This is a genomic window from Ruegeria sp. BF10, assembly GCF_056538725.1.
Genome location: NZ_JBQFTR010000001.1, coordinates 471629 through 492344, shown reverse-complemented (window position 1 = coordinate 492344; position 20716 = coordinate 471629). Strand labels below are relative to the sequence as shown.

Sequence of the window (20716 nt, the reverse complement as noted above, 5' to 3'; positions counted from 1 at the left end):
GAGGGAAATCAACCAACCCGAAGATTTCTTTCACGCCTGCTCTGATGGCCTGTCCTGCAAGGATGTCCGGGGGGATGTGGTCGCTTCGGTCATCCTGCGGATGAAGGCGGCACAGATTTCGGGCTCTGTGATCGGAATCATGTGGCCGAACCCGTCCAGCTCTTCGTAACTCAGCCCGAACTCGGTCATTGTCGGCCCGTGCAGCGGCGGTGACAGTATCGCGTCCTGACGGCCATACAAGATGCCCCCGGGGACAGTCAGTTTCGGATAGCGCGCGACCTGCGCATTGATACTTGCATCGACCCCGGCAACGTCCTGAGAGGCCGTGACAAAGGCGGAAGGCCGCAGACCAAGCGCGCCGCCTGCCCGGTCCAGAAAGTCGTCCGGCGGGGTTTCCGGGTCAAACGCTGCGCTCAGCGTGTGCGGCGCGGTTTTGGACGCCAGAGGAACGGCGACCGTGTTGCCGATCAGACTGCGCAGCCATTCGGAGCGGATCTCGAGCGGTTTGAAGATCGCCGGGGTTTCGGGCAGTTTGTGCGTCAGCGGCGCCAGCAGCGCCAGACCGGCGACCCGGGCCGGATGGTCCAGTGCCATCGCCAGTGAAACCGCGCCCCCCAGTGAATGGCCGACCAGAACGGCGCGGTCCACGCATTTTTTGTCCAGAAACTCGGCAATCATGCCAGCCTGGTGGGGCAATTGCGCCAGCTCGGCCGTATCGCGCGTTGAATACCCGCATCCCGGCCGATCCAGTGCGATGACGTGGTAATCGTCTGCCAGAAGATCCACCAGCGCATAGGTAAAGTGCTGCAACTGCCCGGCCAGGCCGTGGATCATAACGATGGTCTGCGCCTCGGGGTTTCCCTTTTCCACATAGTGGATGCTGCCGCCGCGAACGGGTGTGATCTGACCCAGCTGTGGCACGGTTTCAAGACCGCGGCGGGTAATCTTCCGGGTCCACAGGTTCATGAAAAACAGAACCGCGACAAGGACGGCGATTGTGATCAGAACGGTTGTCATTCAGCTTTCTCCATTGCCAAGGGCGGCGGGTCTGTATTGTTCCAACCCCGATTGTGCCATGCGTTTCTGAAACTCGGCAACGGTGCCGGGCCACAAGGTCGTGTTGCGGCCTTCCGCATCCATGTACCAGGATGTACAGCCCCCGGCCTGCCACACGCCCTCTGCATGGCGGTCGTGCATTTCCCGTATGAACGCCGCTTGTTTGGCGGCGTCAGGAGTGATCGCGGACAGCCCTTCGCGCTGCATCTCGCTCAGGACTCGGCCGATATGGCCAACCTGGGCTTCGATCATCAGCACGACCGAGTTGTGCCCCAGCCCGGTATGCGGCCCCAGAAGCAGGAAGAAATTGGGAAAACCCGCAACTGCGGTACCCAGATGCGCACACATGCCATCCGACCAGGCAGAGCGCAGCGTCAGCCCGCCTGTTCCGGTAATGTCCAGACGTTCGACCACGTCGGTTACGTGAAACCCGGTGCCCCAGATCAAGACATCCGCCTTGGTCCGGGTGCCGTCTGCCGCGATGACCGTGTCGCCTTCGATACGGGCGACGCCCTTCGGAACAACACTGACATCGTCGCGGGCCAGGGTCGGGTACCAATCGTTCGAACTCAGGATACGTTTGCAGCCGATCCGGTAGTCGGGGGTCAGACTCCGCCGTTCGGCCGGATCGGTGATGGCGCGTTCCAATGCCTTTCGCCACATTTTCAAGGCAAAATTCACCGCGCGTTCCTCACCGCGAAACACGCGGTGGCGAAATTCGAAGATCATGAATATCAGTTTGCGCCGAATGCGCGGCAAAATGGGAAACCGGGCGTAAAGGCTGCGCACCCAGGGCGCAATCGGACCGTCCGGGCGCGGCATCACGTAAGGCGCACTGCGCTGAAAGATCGTGACGTGGCCAGCAATCTTGGCGATCTCGGGTACAAACTGAACAGCGGACGCCCCGGTACCAACGACCGCCACGCTCTTGCCGGTCAGATCGACATCGTGATTCCATTCGGCCGAGTGGAAACTGGGGCCCGGAAACCTGTCTGCGCCGGGGATATCAGGGATGCTGGGATAATGAAGTGCACCAATGGCCGAGACCAGAAACCGCGCCGACCAGTGCTGGCCATCCATCGTTTCAACTTGCCAGCGCGTTCCATCCCACCTGGCCGATTTCAGCTCCTGCCCGAAATGGCACAGGTCATACAACCCTTCCTGCCGCGCGACATTTTGCAGATAAGCCTGAATTTCCGCGCCACCGGCATATGCGCGGCTCCAATGCGGGTTGAGATGGGTCGCCATGGAATACAGATGCGACGGCACATCACAGGCGACACCGGGATAGGTGTTTTCGCGCCATGTCCCCCCGATATCATCGGCCTTTTCCAAAATCGCGATATCCTTGATGCCGCGCTTGCGTGCCTCAAGCGCCATCGTCAGCCCGGCAAACCCGGCGCCGACGATCAGCATCTCTGTATTGTGGTGCATGAGTGAGTGCCTTCTGAATCAACCCTGCGTTTACCTGTTGCAGATGTATGCACTTGCTTGGCTGTGAAGTAGGTCACACATGCAAGAATGACCCCGCGTCTTTTCGTTACGCAGGGGCATAATTATTTGGAATGACCCGTGTCGCTTCTTGCAAGCACATATCGCAATCAGAGAGGTGGGCGCGCCGCGAATCCGTCAGTTTGTTTCAAAATTGGAGGATTGCCCCTTGACCACACGCACTGCCACGCGTTCCGGCGGACGTTCTGCCCGCCGTGCCATACGCTCCGCTCCGAATTTTGACATGCTGCCGGGCCTGACCCGAGGCATCCCGCTGTGCGAGGTCATGGACGCAACCCAGGTTGAGCGCATCGACAATGCGGCGATGGACATTCTGGAAAACGTCGGCGTTCAGTTCCGCGACCCCGTCGCGCTGGAAGACTGGAAAAAGGCCGGGGCCAAGGTTGACGGCGAACTGGTCTATCTGGACCGCAATATGGTGCGCGAGCTGATCTCGACCATTCCGGCGCAGTTCACCTATCACGCGCGCGATCCGCAAAAGAACCTGGCGCTGGGAGGCAAGCACGCGATCTTCGTGCCGATGACCGGCGCGCCATTCCTGCGCGATCTGGACGATGTACGCCGCAACCCGACGCTGGATGATCTGGCGATGTTCCACAAGCTGTCGCACATGATGCCGGCGCTGCACAGCTCGGCCCATCACATTGTCGAGCCCTATGATTACCCGATCAGCCAGCGGCACCTGCGCATCACCTATTCGTCGATGAAATACTCGGACAAGACCTTCATGGGTATGACCACCTCGCCCAGGAATGCCGAGGATGTGATGGATATGTGCGATATCCTGTTCGGCGAAGGGTTCATTGACGATCATCCGGTCACCACCGGCAATTGCAACGGCAACAGCCCTCTGGTGTGGGACGAAACCATGCTGGGTGCGATGCGGGCCTTCTGCCGCCGCAATCAGCCGGTTCTGTGCTCGCCCTTTGTTCTGGGTGGTGCGAACACCCCGGCATCGGTGCCCGCGACCGTGGCGCAGCTGACTGCCGAGGCGCTGTCGGCGCTGGCCTATACGCAGGTGATCCGCAAGGGCTGCCCTGCGATCTGGGGGCATTACCTGTCGACCGTTTCGATGAAATCCGGAGCACCCATGGCCGGCACGCCCGAGATCAGCCTGATGAACTTCATGATCGGCCAGATGGCGCGCTTTTACGATGTTCCGTGGCGCACCTCGAACACGCTGGGCGGGGCCAAGACCTTTGATGCACAGGCCGGGTACGAATCCGCAACGACGCTCAGCGCGGTCATTCACGCCGGGGCCAATTATATCTGGCATTCGGCAGGATGGAACGAGGCGGGCATGCATTGTTCGGTCGCCAAGTTCATCGTCGACGCCGAACAGTGCGCGATGGCTTACCGCATGGCCGAAGGGCCGAAATGGCACGATTTCGATGAGGCCCTGGCTGCGGTTCCCGATGTGGGGCCCGGCGGGCATTATCTGGGTCATCCGCACACGCAGGACAACTTCCAGACCGCGTTCTTCATGCCGGAACTGTTCGACAACAACTCGATCGAACAATGGGTCGCCGAAGGTGAAGTTGAAATCACCGAACGCGCCCTGAAACATGCGCGGAAGTTGCTGGCCGAATATCAAGAACCCAAACTGGACGAAGCCAGGAACGAGGCCCTTCTGGACTATATCGCCCGCCGCGAGAGGGAGATCCCGGCGGCGGATGAGTTGAACCAGACATACTGATCCACACTCCGCTTACTGGCCCGCCCGTCATCCGGGTGGGTCCTTTTTTCCGGTCAGGACAAGTACACAAGATGAAGATCGCCGAACTGCATATCAACAGCCACGACCTGCCGGTCAAAAACGAACCCGACACCAAGGCCAGTGCCAAGGTCCGGGCGCTGGATACCACGCTGGTCAAAACCGTCGCACATAACGGCGCAACCGTTCGGCCCGACCTGGTGGAAGGCGTCTGGCTGGCTGCGCCGTATATCGAAGGCAACTACGATCCCGAAAACGGCATTCAGATTCAAAGCGGGCATATCGCGCTGCCAACCGGGCCGGGGCTGGGCGTGGTTCCTGATGAAAGCCTGCTCGGAACACCTGTCGCATGGTTCCAACAATGGGTGACTTCATGAACCTGAATGGAAAATCGGCTCTGGTCACTGGCGCGGCTGGTGGCATCGGGGCGTCAATCGTTCAACGGCTGCGCAATGCGGGTGCACGGGTCGCCGTTGCAGACCGATCTGTGGATGGCATCGAGGCCGAGGCGCATCTGCCCGGCGATCTGCTTGATTCTGATTATGCCGACCAACTACCCGGCGAAGCCGCCTCCGCATTGGGCGGGCTCGACATCGTGATCAACAATGCGGGCGTCATCACGCGCGGGTCGGTCACGGATACGTCCGATGCGGATTGGTCTCTGTCATTGGGTGTCAATGTCGAAGCCCCTTTCCGCATTTGCCGCGCTGCAATTCCGATCATGGCGGAAGCTGGCGGCGGGGCCATCGTCAACACCGCGTCCTGCTGGGGGCTGCGCCCCGGCCCCAATCATGCGGTCTATTGCATGACCAAGGCGGCCATCGCGTCCCTGACCCAATGCATGGGCATGGATCATGCCCATCAGGGCATCCGCATCAACGCGGTATGCCCGAACGAGGTGAATACCCCGATGCTGCGTTCGGGCTTTGAAAAGCGGGGCTTTGACCCCGATACGGCCGTGGCCGAACTGGGCCGGACCGTGCCGCTGGGCCGGATCGCCGAGCCCGAGGACATCGCCGATGTGATGATGTTCCTGGTCTCGGACGCGTCGCGTTATGTTTGCGGCGCGCTGATCGAAGTCAACGGAGGGAAACCGGTTTCATGAAGCGGTTCGACGGAAAGGTGGCGCTGGTCACCGGTGGGCGCAGCGGCATTGGCCGGGCCATCGCCCGACGTTTGCAGGACGAAGGTGCGCGGGTCTTCACCGCCCAACGTGGCGAGGACACCGAATTCCACGGCATCGCTGCGGATTTTACCCTTCCCGACAGCGCCGCGCAGGTGGTCGGCGAAGTGACTGCCCTGGCCGGGCGTCTGGACGTGCTGGTCAACAACGCCGGCATGATGCAGGAAGCCTCGGTCGAGGGGATGAGCCTTGAGGACTGGCACCACACCCTGACGGTGAACCTGACCACCCCGTTCCTGATGATCAAAGCCGCGCTGCCGTATCTGCGCGACACCAGGGGCACTATCGTCAACACCGGATCCATCGAAGGCTTGGGCAGCAATCCCGGTCACGCCGCCTATTGCGCATCAAAGGCGGGGTTGCACGGCCTGACCCGCGCCGTTGCCGTCGATCACGGGGCCGAGGGTATCCGCTGCAACGCCGTCGCGCCCGGTTGGATCGATACCGAGTTGAACGAGGATTTCATCGAATCCATGCCCGACCCGTCCGCATTCCGTCGCGACATTGCCAAGATCCACCCGGTGGCCCGAACGGGGCGGCCTGAAGAAGTTGCCGCGCTCGTCGCGTTTCTGGCCTCCGGGGATGCGGGTTTCATCACCGGGCAGGTCTTTACGATAGACGGTGGGCGCATGGCCAAGCTGAGCTTGCCCTGACGCCCGCGCATCATTCCTTGCCGGACCGCCATTCTTTCCAGATCAGATAGCTGTTCGCCCCAAGCGAAGCGAAGGGCTCGGGCGGCAATCGCGGAAGGTCCGGCTGCGCCAGAAAGTGATCCGCGATCTCTGATCCGCCTTGCAGCGCCAGTTCCGCGATGCCCATGCCTTGCAGGGTGCCACGGGCGATGCCCAGGCCGTTCTGGCAGCAGGCCGAGAACACGCCATCCTCCAATTCGCCGAACGCTGCGGATCCGTTGCGGCTGAGGCACAGCATCCCGGCCCAGCGATGCTCCATCCGCACATCCGACAGATGCGGAAAGCGTTCCCGGAACTTGCGGTCATGCACCCAGCCGGCATTGCGCAACCGCATCCGGCTGGTTTCGATCGTCGGGTGAAAACTGGATCCGGTGCGGATCAGAATGCGATCCCCGTAGCTGCCCGAAATGCGCCGGACCGAGGTGCCCATCGGATCCGCCGGGGTCACCGACCAGCGCGGTTGCCCGCCCAGTGTCTTGATCTGCGCCTCGGTCAGCGGGGCCGTGATCGAGGCGTAGAGGCAGATATGCATCAATTGCCGTTGGTAGAACCCGAAGCTTTCCAGATGGCCATTGTTGGCCAGGATGATCCGCCCGGTGCTGACTTTGGCCTTGGCGGTGTTGACCACCCAGCCTGCGCCCTGCTTTGCAAAGCTGGTGACTGGCGAGTTCTCGAATACGTCAATCTGGCTTGCCAGTTGACCCGACAACGCCCGTACATAGGCCGCCGGCTGGATCATCACCGTCCCCGGCGCAAACAGCCCCGAAACATAATGCGGGCTGCCCGTGATCTCTTGCATCTGCTTTTGGTCGTACAGCGTATGCGGCTCACCCAGTTTGGTCAGATGCCCGGCAAAGGCGCGGTTATGAGCGTCTCCTGCCCGTGTGGCGGCTGCATTGTATTTGCCGCAAGGGTCGAACACCTCTTGCGGAAGGTCGCAATCGGCGGCGATCTCGGTCGCGAAGGCGATGGCCTTGCGGTTCAGGGCAATGGCGGCGCGGTCCGCATCCAACCCATCGCCTGCGTAATTGTCCGAGGCCAGATCATGCGGCAGGTCGATCATGAACCCCGAGTTCCGCCCCGCCGAACCATCCGCAAACCGACCCGCTTCCAACAGGGCGATCTTCAGCGAGGGGTCCAGCTGGTGCAATCGCCGCGCCGCCGTCAGCCCGGCAAACCCTCCGCCGACAATGGTGATGTCAGCGATCAGATCCTGTTCGAGCACCGGCAGAGGATCCTGGGGCGGCAGGATGGCATTCCATCCTGCCGGGCCCGTCTGCCGGGGCAGTCTTTTGGCCTCGTACCGCGTCAATCCACCGCCTCGTCGGAGTCGTCGGCAAGATCGATCCAGATGGTTTTCAGCTGGGTGTACTGATCATGCGCATGGATCGAATTGTCGCGCCCGCCAAAGCCCGATTGCTTGTAGCCGCCAAACGGCGTGGTGATGTCGCCTTCGCCGAAACTGTTTACTGTAACAGTCCCTGCCCGGATGGCCCGCGCACCGCGAATGGCCCGCTTGGCGTTGGCGGTGAAGATCGAGGCACACAAGCCATAGTCCGTGTCATTGGCGATCTTGATGGCCTCGTCAAAGCCCGACACTTCGATCACCGACAGGACCGGGCCAAAGATCTCCTCTCGGGCCAGCACGGTGTCATTGCCCAACACTTCGACGACGGTGGCCTCGACAAATCCCTTGTCCGCCTTGCCGCCGATCACCACCTTTTCAGCCTGATCGAGATATCCGCAGACCTTGTTGTAATGCCCTTCGCTGACCAGCGCGCCCATGCGGGTTTCAGGGTCCAGCGGGTCGCCGGTGTTCCACTGTTTGGCGTGATGCGCGATGCGGTCCAGCAGTTCGGCCTTCACGTCTTTATGCACGATCAGGCGCGACGAGGCCGAGCAGTTCTCGCCCATGTTCCAGAACGCACCGTTCACCACATGCGCCGCCACCCGGTCGAGGTTTTCGGCATCGTCCATCACGATGGCGGGGTTCTTGCCGCCCATCTCAAGCACCACTTCCTTGGCGTTGCTTTCCGCCGAATAGGTCAGGAACCGCTTGCCGGTGACGGTCGAGCCGGTGAAGGACACCATGTCGATATCCATGTGCCGCCCGATGGGTTCGCCCACATCGGCTCCTCCACCCGGTACGATGTTCAGCACGCCACGGGGAAGGCCAGCCTCCATCGCCAGTTCGGCCAGGCGCAGCGCGGTCAGCGTGGTTTCAGCCGCGGGCTTTACGACCACTGAACATCCCGCCGCCAAGGCAGGCCCGATCTTCCACGCCAGCATCAGCAGGGGGAAGTTCCACGGCAGAACCAGCCCCACCACGCCGATGGGCTCTCGCACGACCATTGCGATATGGTCGTCGCTGGCGGGTGAGACCTGATCGTAGATCTTGTCGATCGCTTCGGCATGCCATTTCAGACAATGGATGGTCTCGGGCACGTCCACGGTTTCGCAGTCATAGATGGTCTTGCCACTGTCGAGGCTTTCCATCACCGCCAGTTCGCGGGCATTGCGGGTCATCAGCTTGGCCAACCGGATCAGCACGTCCTTGCGCTCGGACGGGTGCAGTTTCGACCAGCGGCCATCGTCGAAGGCCTCACGCGCCTTTTCGACCGCAAAATCCACATCTGCTGCGCCGCAGGACGCGATATCAGCAAGCTTGTCGCCGGTGGCCGGGTTTACGGTTGCAAACGTCTCGCCCGAGATCGCCGGGCGGAAGGCACCGTCGATGAACGCCCCGGTCGGCAGGGTCAGGCCTGCGGCGATGGATTTGTATTCGTCCTGTGTCAGCAGATACATGTCTCTTACCCCTCGGCCACGATGTCGGCGATTGTCTTTTTCAGCACGCGCGTGACCTGTTCCAGCGCGCGCTTGTCGTCCTTGTTCAGGCCCTTCAGCGGAGGCCGCACCCCGCCCGCGCTGATCCCATTCATGGTAACGCCATGCTTGATGGTCTGGATGAACTTGCCACCCTGTTCCAGCACCCGCATCAGCGGCATCATCGCGGACATGATCCGGCGGCCCTTTGCGAAATTGCCTTCAACCACGCAGGCCTGATACAGCGCCACATGTTCGGCAGGCAGGAAGTTCGACCCGCCGCACACCCAGAACGGCGCGCCCCAGGCGAAGAATTCGAGCGCCTGATCATCCATACCGCAACCAAGCTGGATATGTGGATAGTCGCGGGCCAGCAAATGCACCCGGTTGATATCGCCCGAGCTTTCCTTGATGCCGCAGAAATTCCGGCTGCGGCCCACACGGTCAAGGAACTCTTCGCCCATCACCGTACCGGTGCGGTGCGGGTAGTTGTACAGCATCACAGGCAGATCGGCGGCCTTGTCGATGGCCAGCGCATTCAGCGCGTTTTCCCTATCAGTCGGCACCGAATATGGCGGGCTGGCAAGCAGGATTGCGTCTGCACCGATCTTACGTGCGCCCGAAGCCAGAGCAATAGAATCCGGCGTCAGCATCGCGCCTGTGCCAACCACCAATGGCAACCGGCCCTTCAACTGCTTCTGCGTGAACCGGGCCAGTTCCAGCCGTTCTTCCACAGTCTGCGCATAGTTCTCACCGGTCGAACCACCCGAGATCAGGCCATGCACGCCATTCTCGATCAGGTATTCGATCACGTCGGACAAGGCGTCCCAATTCACGCTGCCATCGTCGTGATAGGGCGTGACCACGGGGGTATAGATCCCCTCAAACTTGAAAATCGGGTTCATTCCGTCCTCATGCAGGTTTCGAAAGAGGCGGGACGCCCATAGGGACATCCAGCGCGTCAGGCATCACGAACATCTCGATCTGATCGCGTGACAGATTCCAGTGATCTTCCGCCAACTGCGCCGCCGTCGCTTCATCGCGCGCCTCGATGGCTGCGATGATCGCGTCATGCTGCTGGCTGGCCAGCGACAGGTTTTCCGACATTTCGCCAGTCTGTGGCCGATAAAACGTCATACCGATCCGGGCGTGATCGATCAGCAGCCGGTTGAACGACGGCAGCAGGTAGACATTGCCGGACATTTCGCCCGTCACGTCATGAAAGCGGTTGTTTGCCAAGGCACGGTCCTCGCCGGACCCGGACCGAAGGGCCGCCTTGAACGCCTGCTGGGCCTCTTTCAAATCATCAATCTGGGCGTTCGTCGCATTCAAAGCCGCCAAACGCAGGATTGCTCCGTATACCATGGGCGCGGCAAGGAAGAAGTCGCGCAGGGTGGTATAGGACATCTCGGAAACCCGGGCGCTGCGGTTTGTCCGCAAGTCCAGATAACCTTCGCCAGCCAACTGACGAAACACCTCGCGCAGCGGCGTGCGCGACAAGCCGAATTCATCCGACAGATGCGCCTCGTCCAGATCGGCGCCCGGGCGCAGGCGCAGCGTCAGGATGGACACTTTCAGGTGCTCTCTCAGCGCGCTTTTGCGAGATTTGGCTTCGTCTTTCATGCTTTGGCCCCATCCTTCTGTTCGGCGTCCGCGGTCGAATCGCGTGCGGTCACAGTTTTGTATTCCATAAAAATACAACTTGTATACAATTAAAATTCGTGCAGCATGGAAGCCGGCGAAATAGACTCAGGTTTCGGGCGTTGTCCCAGCTTGCAAACGGTACTGCTCATGCCTCAGACGCGGCACATCACGTTCATCCTTGTCGAGGAGTTCTCGCACCTTGCGTTTTCCTGCGCGGTCGAACCGTTGCGGATCGCCAATCTGGTGAGTGGCGAAGAACTGTACCGCTGGTCCTTTGTGTCCGAACATGGCGAGCAGGCCGTGTGCTCGAACGGATCCGTCACGCTGGTGCATTCCGGTCTTCAGGGTCTGGCCAAATGTGAACAGCTGTTTGTCCTGTCGGGCATTCACATGCGTGACCACGTCACCCGCCCTCTGCTTGCAACCCTGCGCCGCGAACGCGCGCGCGGCACGAAAATCGGCGCCCTGTGCTCGGGGGCGTGGGTGCTGGCTGAGGCTGGTTTTCTCGACGGAATGCAGGCGGCGATCCACTGGGAGTACCACGACGCGTTCATGGAGGCCTTTCCCGAGGTCAATCTGGTGCGCAGCGTGTTCGTGGCCGACGAAAAGCACATTACCGCATCTGGCGGGACCGCAACGGCGGATCTGATGCTGCACCTGATCGAACGCGACCACGGCGAGGAACTGGCCATCGATGTGGCGGATCAGATGGTTTATAACGCGGTACGCAATGCCACGGCCAAACAACGGGTTTCCCTGCAATCACGCAACGGAATGCGCAATGCGCACCTGGCGAAGGCGATCACCATCATGCAGGACAGTATCGAAACCCCGGTTTCGCCTTCGTTCATTGCAGAAGAGCTTGGCATTTCAACCCGACAGCTTGAGCGGTTGTTTGGCAAATACCTCAACACGTCGCCCAAGAAATATTTCATGGAAATGCGGCTGGAGCGCGCCCAGAAACTGTTGCTTCAGACCGAAGCATCCGTCACCGAGGTTGCCGTGGCCTGCGGCTTTGAAAACCCGGGCCATTTTTCGCGCGTCTACCGGTCAAGCTTTGGCGTTACCCCGCACGCGCAGCGCAACAAGATCGACTGACATTGTCTGGCGGTGGGTCTGGTGGTGGATTTGCCCTGACCTGTACGGCAGGGGATGCCGCGATTCACCGGCCCAAAACGGGCCTGAACGGGCATCCCCCTAACCCTGCCGAGATACCCCCTCATTAAAACCGGACTAGTCAACAGATCGACAGGATGATGTACCAATAGATTTGGATATTGGCATAAGTTTTGCGAGAACTTGTCATCCATGCGATTCTTGTGCCCTTATTCGTTAATCTTTGCCTCAATTGGAGATTTGTGATTCAGCGGAATCCGGCAGCCTCAAGGATCATGACATCTTGCAAACAAACTATAATTCATGGGCTTCACTCATTGCCGCATTCAGGGACCGCACCGGGAAACAATCTGCTTCGATCTGAGGTGTTCGTTTTCTGCCCGGTGCCCCAGGGATGGACGGGGCAATCTTGGCTCGACAGCTTCGGCTGCTTGCCTGACACCGCCCAACAGGCGCTCAAGCGCCATCTCTAACGGATTTGCGTCATATCCAGCCTGGGCGCGGCGCGCGTGATTTCATGGGTGCTGTTCTCCGCGCCTGCTCCGACGCGAAGGTTCAGCTTCCTTGTCCCGCTGAACCGCTGGAAATACGCAAATTCTATCGCGTTCAGCGCATCCATATCCTGACATTGAACAACGTAGTCAGCCTGAAATTCCGAATGCTCTCCCGCCGTGGATGACGTGCCCCCCTCGCCCGCGGTGTCCTGCTGCCCCGGGACATCATGCGTCAGGATCACGTTTGCAGATGCAGTAAAGCACACGGCCTCGGGCGGGACGACAAACAGGTCCAGCGGCTTGGACAGTTCGGAAATCGCGATGGCGACACGCGTGCGCTCGTCATCACTGGCTACCGGGGTCTCGAACCCGATGATGTCAATGCTTGGAACCCTGAGGGACAGCGAAAATCCCGTGTCCGTGAGCACGATTTCCAATTGACCGGACCCATGGTGATGGGTGGACGTGATCTGCGTCGCCTGAGCAGCAAGAGCTGCCGGAAAGAGAGACAAGGCCAGAACAGAGCACTTCATTAACCAACAACCGCCTTAAACAGAATCACACCAGTGATTTTAACGCGAATCACCTGCCACGCAATGCTATCCCTCGGATCGGAGCCCGCCAGATATGGGGAGGCTTGTTGGGTTCAACAGCCCCCGCCTATATCTGACAATAAAACTCAGGTTGACATTGCCGACTAAATAACTCAGTTATTTCTTCGCCAAACCCGCGGGGCATTCCCGCACGATCCGACAGTTCTGACAGGAAAGCACCGAACTCCTATGACCAAGTTATTCACCACTGCCAGCGCCCTGACGTTCTGCATGGCAACCGCCGCGATCTCGGGTGATGCCCCCACCAAGGCGGATGTACTGAACACCTATGCCAATATTGCGGAAGCCAAATTTGAGGACAGCCTGATTTCAGCCAGAAAATTGCAGGATGCGGTCAACGCACTGATCGCCGATCCGTCGGACGCAACGCTGAACGCGGCGCGCGCGGCCTGGGTTGCTGCCCGTGTTCCCTATCAGCAAACGGAAGTCTATCGCTTCGGCAATGCCATCGTTGATGACTGGGAAGGCAAGGTGAACGCCTGGCCCTTGGACGAAGGTCTGATCGACTATGTTGACGCGGCCTATGGCGGCGCGACGGACGAAAACGAGTTTGCCGTGCTGAATGTCATCGCCAACCCCAGCTTCCAACTGTCGGGCGAGACCATTGATGCCAGCGAAATCACCCCCGAACTGCTGAGCGACATCTTGCACGAAGCCGATGGTATCGAGGCGAATGTGGCAACCGGCTATCACGCCATCGAGTTCCTTCTGTGGGGCCAGGACATGAACGGCCATGGCGCTGGCGCCGGCAACCGCCCGGCCACCGATTATGCGCAGGGCGAGGACTGTACCGGCGGCCATTGCGACCGTCGTGCGCAATACCTGAGCGCTGCGACCGAACTGCTGGTCAGCGACTTGGCCTGGATGGCGGATCAGTGGAAAGACGGCGGAGCGGCGCGCGCAGCCTTGATGGAGAACGAAGCAGCTGGCATCAGCGCGATCCTGACCGGCATGGGCTCTCTCTCCTATGGTGAGCAAGCCGGTGAACGCATGCGCCTTGGCCTGATGCTGAACGATCCCGAAGAAGAACATGACTGCTTTTCTGACAACACCCACAACAGCCATTACTATGACGGGTTGGGCATCCAGAACGTCTATCTGGGCAGCTATACCCGCATAGATGGCACCCCGGTTTCGGGCGCATCTCTGGCCGATCTGGTCATCGCCACCGATCCGGCGCTGGATACCGAGATGAAAGCGAAACTGGCCGCCACCATGCAGGCCCTGGGCAAGATCAAGACAACAGCCGAGGCAGGATTTGCCTATGACCAGATGCTTGAGCGCGGCAACAAAGGCGGTGAGGCCCTGATCATGGGCGGCGTCAACGGCCTGATCGATCAGACCAAGACCATCGAGCGCATCGTAACTGCGCTGGAACTGGACGGGGTTGCGTTTGAAGGGTCAGACAGCCTGGACAACCCGGACGCCGTCTTTCACTAAACCCAAGCGGGCCGGAGAGGGTTTCTTTCCGGCCCGTGCAACCTTTTCTGATCGCCTGTAGAGGCGGCGAAACGAGCCAAGACCAATGATTGTCTGCCACTGCACCAACATATCCGATCACGACATCCGCGCGGCCATCGACTGGATGCGCACGGCGGATCCGCAGACCATCATCACCCCCGGCAAAATCTACCATGCCCTTGGCAAATCGGCGGATTGTGGCGGGTGCATGCCGCTGTTCCTAGACACAATGCGGGCCAGCGGTAATCTGGGCGTACCGATGCAACTCCGCACATTGCGTGCCGGAGCAACACAGGAGAAAGCTGATGAAGGGCGATCCGAAGGTCATCGAATATCTGAACAAGTCTCTGCGGCATGAGCTGACGGCCGTCAGCCAATACTGGCTGCATTACCGCCTGCAAGAAGACTGGGGCCTTGGCCATATGGCCAAGAAAAGCCGCGAGGAAAGCATCGAAGAGATGGGCCACGCGGACAAGCTGATCGAACGGATCATCTTTTTGGAAGGCCACCCCAACCTTCAGAAGCTGGACCCGCTGCGGATCGGGCAGACGCCGAAGGAAACGCTGGAATGCGACCTGGCGGCCGAGATCGACGCAAGGGCTCTTTACAAGGAAGCGCGCGAATATTGTCGGGAGGCCGGCGACTTTGTCTCCATGTCGCTGTTCGAACAGTTGATGTCCGATGAAGAGGGACATATCGACTTCCTCGAAACGCAGCTCGACCTGTATGAAAGGATCGGCGAAGCCAATTATGCGCAACTCAACGCATCGAAAATGGACGAAGGCGAATAGTCTTCTTGCCTTGTCGGTGGTCGCCCTGGCGGCCACCCCTTCCCTGTCAGCCGAGCTGCGGGACCTGCATCTGAATGTCACCCCCCGCACCGATGAGGAACGCGCCCGCATTGCCGCCGCGACTGCGCCCCCGCAGGACTATGGCGTGTCGCAGCCGTTCGAAGAACTCTCTGCCGGGGCGGCGACTGTCCGGGTCCGCAACGACGCGGATGCGTTCTCGCAACCCTCGGGCAACCTGAGCTTCGAACAGGAGCTGGATTTCAAGGTCGGCAACGGGTTGTTCAAGAAAATCTGGGTTTCGTCACCATCATCCACGTTGGCCTCTGATGGGTTGGGGCCGCTGTACAACGCACGATCCTGCCAGCGTTGCCACATCAAGGATGGGCGGGGGCACACACCCAACGGACCTGATGACAACGCGGTCTCGATGTTCCTTCGGGTCTCGATCCCCGGTGCGCCGGAAGACGGGTATGGTGGGATCGAAGACTACATCGCCACGCGGCCCGAACCCAACTATGGCGGGCAGATGCAGGATTTCGCACTTGCGGGACATCCGGCGGAATATCGGCTGGATATCTCGTATGAGGAAATCCGCATCGCGCTTTCTGACGGTGAAACCGCCGCTCTGCGCCGCCCAACCTATCGGGCCGCGGATCTGGGCTATGGCCCGCTGCACCCCGATGCGATGCTGAGCCCGCGGGTCGCACCGCAGATGATCGGGCTTGGGCTGCTCGAGGCGATCCCGGTCGAAGACCTGCTGGCCAAGGCTGACCCTGATGACGTGGATGGGGACGGCATCTCGGGCCGTCCGAACATCGTCTGGTCTGTTGAATACGGTGCGCCCATGATGGGACGGTTCGGGCACAAGGCAGGCATGCCGACAGTCATGGAGCAATCTGCCGCGGCCTTTGCCGGGGATATCGGCATTTCAAGCCCGCTTTACCCGGCACCTCAGGGGGACTGCACGGATTTGCAGGTGAACTGCGTCGAGGCCCCGCATGGCGACACCGATACGCGCGAGTTCGAGATCGATCAGCAGGGCATGGACCTGGTGGATTTCTACAGCCGCAATCTGGGTGTGCCCGGTCGCCGTGATGTCGACGACCCCGAGGTGTTGCGCGGCAAAGAGGTGTTTCACACGACCGGCTGCGCATCGTGTCATACTCCGGCCCATGTCACCCACCGGCTGGAAGATCGGCCCGAGCACAGCTTTCAGCTGATCTGGCCCTATACCGACCTGCTGCTGCATGACATGGGCGAAGGCTTGGCGGATCACCGCCCCGAGGCCCGCGCGACGGGGCGCGAATGGCGGACGCCGCCGCTGTGGGGCATAGGTCTGACCGAACGCGTCTCGGGCCACACGCAGTTTCTGCATGACGGGCGGGCCCGCAATCTGCTCGAGGCGATACTGTGGCACGGGGGCGAAGCCCAGGCCGCCCGCGATGCAGTTGTGTCGATGCCGAAAGCTGACCGAGACGCCCTGATCCGTTTTCTGGAGAGCCTCTGACCCATGCGTATTCTTACTCTTGTTGCCGCGTTGATGATGCCGCTTGTCGCGCAGGCGCAGGATCGCGCGCCGATCCTGATGGACGTGACCGAGACACATATTCTGCCCCGGTTCGGCAAACTGCCGGAAACAACCGGGGCTCTGGTCAGTGCATCCCGGGTGGATTGCGATCCGACCTCACCGGCGCTGCGCGCGGCTTATGACGCGGCCTTCGACAGCTGGATTTCCGCCAGCCATCTGCGGTTCGGTCCGACCGAGGTCGACGATCGTGCGTTTGCCATGGCGTTCTGGCCCGATACGAAAGGGTTCACCTCAAAGGCCCTGTCCCAGCATATCGCAACCGAGGATGACGCCGTGCAAAGCCCGAATACCTATGCCGAGACCTCCATAGCGGGGCGCGGATTCTTTGCGCTCGAACGGATGTTGTTCGATCCCGCCTTTGCAGAGCAGGGCGATGCGGACTACCGCTGCGCGCTGATCCAGGCGATCGCGGCGGATATTGATGCCAATGCCCGGGCGATGGCCGAGGACTGGCAAAGCTATGCCCCCAGCCTGACCCGACCCGGCGAGAGCAGCCGCTACCGAACGCAGGACGAAGCCATGCAGGAGCTGTTCAAGGCTTTGTCCACGGGTCTTGAATTCACGGCCGACACACGGCTTGGTCGCCCGCTGGGCACGTTCGATCGCCCGCGCCCCAACCGCGCCGAAGCGTGGCGGTCAAAGCGATCCTTGCGCCATGTCGAGCTTTCGCTGATGGCCCTTCGTGATCTTGCGGCACGATTGGCCTTTGATCATCCCGATATCGCCGCCGATCTGGATGCCGCCTTTGCGCGCGCCATCGAGAATGCCCAAGCCATCGAAGACCCGGCGTTGGCCGGCGTTGCGGATCCGCGGGCCCGGTTCCGTATCGAGGCCCTGCAACAGTCCATCCATGACATCCGCGCCATTGCTTCATCCGAACTTGGCCCGACACTGGGCATCAGCGCTGGCTTCAATTCGCTGGACGGGGACTGAAAAATGACATCGCGTCGCCGCTTCCTTGCAGGGCTTGCTGCAACCTCTCTGCCACCGATCCATGGATGGGCCTCGGTGGGCAGGCCGGATTTTCTGGCAGCGGGGCTGTTTCCGGATGGTTCGTATCGACTGGCCGGACTGGATGCACATGGAGCACTCCTCTTTTCCGTGCCCCTGCCCGCGCGCGGGCATGCGGCGGCGGCGCATCCTGTCAAAGCACAGGCCGTGGCCTTTGCGCGCCGACCCGGTACTTTTGCCGTCGTGGTCGATTGCGCATCAGGCGCGCAGACCGCGCAGCTGACAGCGCCGGAAGGTCGGCATTTCTATGGTCACGGCACCTTTTCTGCGGATGGCGCGCATTTCTTCACCACTGAAAACGATTACGAGGCCGGAAAAGGTATCATAGGGGTCTGGGACGCAGAAACCTTTGCGCGGTTGGGCGAGTTTTCGTCCGGTGGCGTTGGTCCGCATGACATGCGGCTGATGCCGGGTGGAAAAACGCTTGTGATTGCCAATGGCGGGATCGAAACCCATCCCGAAACCGGGCGCACGAAGCTGAACCTGCCGACGATGGAGCCCAATCTGACCTACCTTTCCCTGTCGGGCCTGGTTCAGGAACAGGTGTCGCTGACGCTTGCGCTTCACAAGAACTCGATCCGCCATCTGGCGGTCCGTCGCGACGGGCTTGTGGGCTTTGCGATGCAGTGGCAGGGCAGCAAGGCCGAACATCCGCCCTTGCTGGGTCTGCACCGTCAGGGGGAAACCCCGCACCTTCTGTCCGCCCCGGAGCAGGACCAAAGCACGCTACAGGGTTATGCGGGCAGCATCGCGTTTTCGGCGGATGGCGCAACCGTTGCCATCACCTGTCCGCGCGGCAATGCGCTGCATCGGTTCGACGTGGCCAGTGGCACGTTCAGGGATGCGTTCGAGCTTGAGGATGTCTGCGGGCTTGGATCCGGCCCGAACGGCTTGGTTTTCACCACCGGAACCGGTGTGTTCGGCGCGTTGACCACTGCGCACCCCAAGATCCGGACCCGCGCGAAGTGCCAGTGGGACAATCATCTGGTCCCGATCAACCCACCGGCATGAAATTCGGATTTTTCCGTCACATAGTTTACACTTGGAAGAATCAAACAGCTGCCGTATTGGCGGTCGCGAAACTGGCACCCCTACGTTAAGGACCGACTTGATTGAAACAGACGCCGGACGCACCGCATTCCATCTACGGGGTTGAGAAATGGGGCAAAGGCCTCATCGAGGTGACGGAGCAGGGCGAGATCGGTCTGCGCAACCCCCTGGCACCCGAGGTTGATGCGATCAGCCTGCCCGGTATTCTCAGCGATCTGGATGACCGCGGCATCAAGGCCCCGATGGTTCTGCGCGTCTCTTCCTATCTGGAACACGAGATCGCGCATCTGAACGAAAGCTTCCGGGATGCTATCGCCCGCGTCGGTTACAGGGGCAGCTATCGCGGTGTGTTCCCGATCAAGGTGAACCAGCAGGCCCAGGTCGTCGACCGGATCGTCGAATTCGGCAAGAAATACAACTATGGGCTCGAGGCCGGGTCCAAACCCGAACTGGTGATCGCGCTGGCGCATCGTCTGGCCAGCGAGGCGTTGATCGTCTGCAACGGCGTCAAGGACGCCGAGTTTATCCAACTGGCCACGCTTTCCCGCAAAATCGGCTTCAACACGGTGATCGTTCTGGAAAGCCCGAAAGAGGCCGACACGGTGATCGAGGTCTACAAGGAACTGGGGATCGAACCGCTGATTGGTGTGCGGGTGAAACTGACCAACCAGATCAGCGGCAAATGGGAAGAAAGCTCGGGTGACCGGTCCGCCTTTGGCATGAACACCGATCAACTGGTGGCCACTGTGGACAAGCTGCGCGATGCGGGCCTTCTGCATTGCCTGAAGTTGCAGCACTCGCATCTGGGATCGCAGGTACAGGACGTCAACGACGTACGCCGCGCGGTGGGCGAGGCATGCCGTTATTACACCGAACTGACCCGCGAAGGCGTGCCACTGACCCATCTGGACCTCGGCGGTGGCATGGGCGTGGATTACACCGGTGAAAAGAAGGCGGCTGAAAACTCGATCAACTACACGGTCGAGGAATATTGCGCCAACGTGGTGGAAACCGTGGCCTACGCGATGGATGAGGCCGAAATCGACCACCCGACGCTGGTCACCGAAAGCGGTCGCGCTGTGGTGGCGACATCGTCGATGCTGGTGTTCAACGTGTTGGAAAGCACATTGTACGATGCGCCCAACGGCCCCGAGGTTGAAGCCGACGATCATCACATGGTTTCGGACCTTGCCGCGGTGCACGGCTATCTCAGCAAAGACCGTCTTCAGGAATGCTGGAACGACGCCAATTTCTACCGCAACGAATTGCGCGCCCTGTTCCGCCGTGGGTATGTGGACCTGCGCCAGATGGCCCGCGCCGAACGGATCTATCTGTCGCTGATGGCCCGACTCAAGTCACTGGCGGCCAGTGACGATCTGGAAACCGACGTGGACGACCAGCTCGAGAAAGTGGCCGATATCTACCACTGCAATTTTTCGCTGTTTCAGTCCCTGCCCGACGTCTGGGCGATCGACCAGCTGCATCCGATCGTGCCCTTGCAGGGCCTGAACCAGACACCCGACCGCCGCGCGGTTCTGTCCGACATCACCTGCGACAGCGACGGCAAGATCGACCGGTTCATCCTGGCTGATGGCGTCTCGCCCAGCTTGCCGGTGCATTCCCTGCCGGAACAGGATGAATACTTCATGGGCGTCTTTTTCGTCGGCGCTTATCAGGAAACGTTGGGCGATCTGCACAACCTGTTCGGCGACACCAACGTCGTCACCATCGACCTGCGCGCTGACGGAGGGTTCGACCTGCTGCACGAGCAAGAGGGTGATACGATCAGTCAGGTGCTGTCCTATGTCGAATTCGACCCGACCGACTGCGTCGCCGCCTTCCGCAAAATGGTGGACGAGGCGATATCGACCGGTACTCTGAAAGCCAAGGACCGCAAAACCCTGATGAGCGCCTATCGCGACTCGATCAACGGCTACACCTATTACGAATAACCCCCTGTGAGAGGA

At 60.6% G+C, this 20716-nt stretch carries 19 protein-coding genes; 12 read left to right on the top strand and 7 right to left on the bottom strand.

The features are described 5' to 3' along the window. Window positions 1–30: 30 nt before the first annotated feature. Both ACR0DJ_RS02535 and ACR0DJ_RS02530 read right to left on the bottom strand, forming a co-directional pair. Window positions 31–1017: an alpha/beta fold hydrolase gene (locus tag ACR0DJ_RS02535; RefSeq protein ID WP_425078765.1), complete on the bottom strand. Its 987-nt coding sequence runs from the start codon at window positions 1015–1017 to the stop codon at window positions 31–33. Then, a complete protein-coding gene (locus ACR0DJ_RS02530) occupies window positions 1018–2490 on the bottom strand; it encodes a flavin-containing monooxygenase (protein WP_480683767.1) in 1473 nt (490 codons plus the stop codon). It abuts the gene before it with no gap. Between the two features lie 226 nt (window positions 2491–2716). Between ACR0DJ_RS02530 and ACR0DJ_RS02525 the strand changes: the two genes are divergently transcribed. From ACR0DJ_RS02525 to ACR0DJ_RS02510, 4 genes are all read left to right on the top strand, one after another. After that, on the top strand, window positions 2717–4264 hold the full coding sequence (locus ACR0DJ_RS02525; protein ID WP_480683765.1) for a trimethylamine methyltransferase family protein: 1548 nt from the start codon (window positions 2717–2719) through the stop codon (window positions 4262–4264). A 71-nt stretch (window positions 4265–4335) separates the two neighbouring features. Then, complete coding sequence (locus ACR0DJ_RS02520; RefSeq protein ID WP_425078768.1) at window positions 4336–4659, top strand: hypothetical protein; 324 nt, start codon at window positions 4336–4338, stop codon at window positions 4657–4659. Then, the gene (locus ACR0DJ_RS02515) at window positions 4656–5387 is read left to right on the top strand and encodes an SDR family NAD(P)-dependent oxidoreductase (protein WP_170346165.1); all 732 of its coding nucleotides are present in this window, start codon (window positions 4656–4658) and stop codon (window positions 5385–5387) included. The genes ACR0DJ_RS02520 and ACR0DJ_RS02515 overlap by 4 nt, the downstream gene beginning before the upstream one ends. Beyond that, complete coding sequence (locus tag ACR0DJ_RS02510) at window positions 5384–6118, top strand: SDR family NAD(P)-dependent oxidoreductase (RefSeq protein ID WP_480683763.1); 735 nt, start codon at window positions 5384–5386, stop codon at window positions 6116–6118. Before ACR0DJ_RS02515 ends, ACR0DJ_RS02510 begins: the two co-directional genes overlap by 4 nt. A 10-nt stretch (window positions 6119–6128) precedes the next feature. Here ACR0DJ_RS02510 and ACR0DJ_RS02505 read toward each other — a convergent pair whose 3' ends face one another. From ACR0DJ_RS02505 to ACR0DJ_RS02490, 4 genes are read right to left on the bottom strand one after another with little or no spacing between them, the layout of a single operon-like run. Beyond that, window positions 6129–7469: an NAD(P)/FAD-dependent oxidoreductase gene (locus tag ACR0DJ_RS02505; protein WP_170346163.1), complete on the bottom strand. Its 1341-nt coding sequence runs from the start codon at window positions 7467–7469 to the stop codon at window positions 6129–6131. Next, the gene (locus tag ACR0DJ_RS02500; protein WP_480683762.1) at window positions 7466–8962 is read right to left on the bottom strand and encodes an aldehyde dehydrogenase; all 1497 of its coding nucleotides are present in this window, start codon (window positions 8960–8962) and stop codon (window positions 7466–7468) included. The genes ACR0DJ_RS02505 and ACR0DJ_RS02500 overlap by 4 nt, the downstream gene beginning before the upstream one ends. 5 nt (window positions 8963–8967) lie before the next feature. Then, window positions 8968–9885, bottom strand: coding sequence for a dihydrodipicolinate synthase family protein (locus ACR0DJ_RS02495; RefSeq protein WP_480683761.1), 918 nt, complete (start codon window positions 9883–9885; stop codon window positions 8968–8970). A 7-nt stretch (window positions 9886–9892) separates the two neighbouring features. Then, window positions 9893–10603, bottom strand: coding sequence for a GntR family transcriptional regulator (locus ACR0DJ_RS02490; RefSeq protein WP_425078773.1), 711 nt, complete (start codon window positions 10601–10603; stop codon window positions 9893–9895). 168 nt (window positions 10604–10771) lie between these two features. Between ACR0DJ_RS02490 and ACR0DJ_RS02485 the strand changes: the two genes are divergently transcribed. Next, the gene (locus ACR0DJ_RS02485) at window positions 10772–11722 is read left to right on the top strand and encodes a GlxA family transcriptional regulator (RefSeq protein ID WP_480683760.1); all 951 of its coding nucleotides are present in this window, start codon (window positions 10772–10774) and stop codon (window positions 11720–11722) included. A 487-nt stretch (window positions 11723–12209) separates the two neighbouring features. Here ACR0DJ_RS02485 and ACR0DJ_RS02480 read toward each other — a convergent pair whose 3' ends face one another. Continuing rightward, the gene (locus ACR0DJ_RS02480) at window positions 12210–12767 is read right to left on the bottom strand and encodes a ZrgA family zinc uptake protein (RefSeq protein WP_170346158.1); all 558 of its coding nucleotides are present in this window, start codon (window positions 12765–12767) and stop codon (window positions 12210–12212) included. A gap of 249 nt (window positions 12768–13016) precedes the next feature. Between ACR0DJ_RS02480 and ACR0DJ_RS02475 the strand changes: the two genes are divergently transcribed. The 7 genes from ACR0DJ_RS02475 (at window position 13017) to speA (ending at window position 20701) form a co-directional block, all read left to right on the top strand. Continuing rightward, complete coding sequence (locus tag ACR0DJ_RS02475; protein ID WP_480683759.1) at window positions 13017–14288, top strand: imelysin family protein; 1272 nt, start codon at window positions 13017–13019, stop codon at window positions 14286–14288. Window positions 14289–14373: 85 nt separating this feature from the next. After that, entirely contained in the window at window positions 14374–14667 is a 294-nt protein-coding gene (locus tag ACR0DJ_RS02470; protein WP_170346156.1) for a (2Fe-2S)-binding protein, read from the top strand. Next, a complete protein-coding gene (gene bfr / locus ACR0DJ_RS02465) occupies window positions 14615–15100 on the top strand; it encodes a bacterioferritin (RefSeq protein ID WP_170346155.1) in 486 nt (161 codons plus the stop codon). Before ACR0DJ_RS02470 ends, bfr begins: the two co-directional genes overlap by 53 nt. Then, complete coding sequence (locus tag ACR0DJ_RS02460) at window positions 15060–16607, top strand: di-heme oxidoreductase family protein (protein ID WP_480683757.1); 1548 nt, start codon at window positions 15060–15062, stop codon at window positions 16605–16607. The genes bfr and ACR0DJ_RS02460 overlap by 41 nt, the downstream gene beginning before the upstream one ends. A gap of 3 nt (window positions 16608–16610) precedes the next feature. Then, window positions 16611–17621, top strand: coding sequence for an imelysin family protein (locus ACR0DJ_RS02455; RefSeq protein WP_480683756.1), 1011 nt, complete (start codon window positions 16611–16613; stop codon window positions 17619–17621). A gap of 3 nt (window positions 17622–17624) precedes the next feature. Next, a complete protein-coding gene (locus ACR0DJ_RS02450) occupies window positions 17625–18710 on the top strand; it encodes a DUF1513 domain-containing protein (RefSeq protein ID WP_480683755.1) in 1086 nt (361 codons plus the stop codon). A 101-nt stretch (window positions 18711–18811) separates the two neighbouring features. Then, window positions 18812–20701: a biosynthetic arginine decarboxylase gene (gene speA / locus ACR0DJ_RS02445; protein ID WP_425078781.1), complete on the top strand. Its 1890-nt coding sequence runs from the start codon at window positions 18812–18814 to the stop codon at window positions 20699–20701. The last annotated feature ends 15 nt before the right edge of the window (window positions 20702–20716 follow it).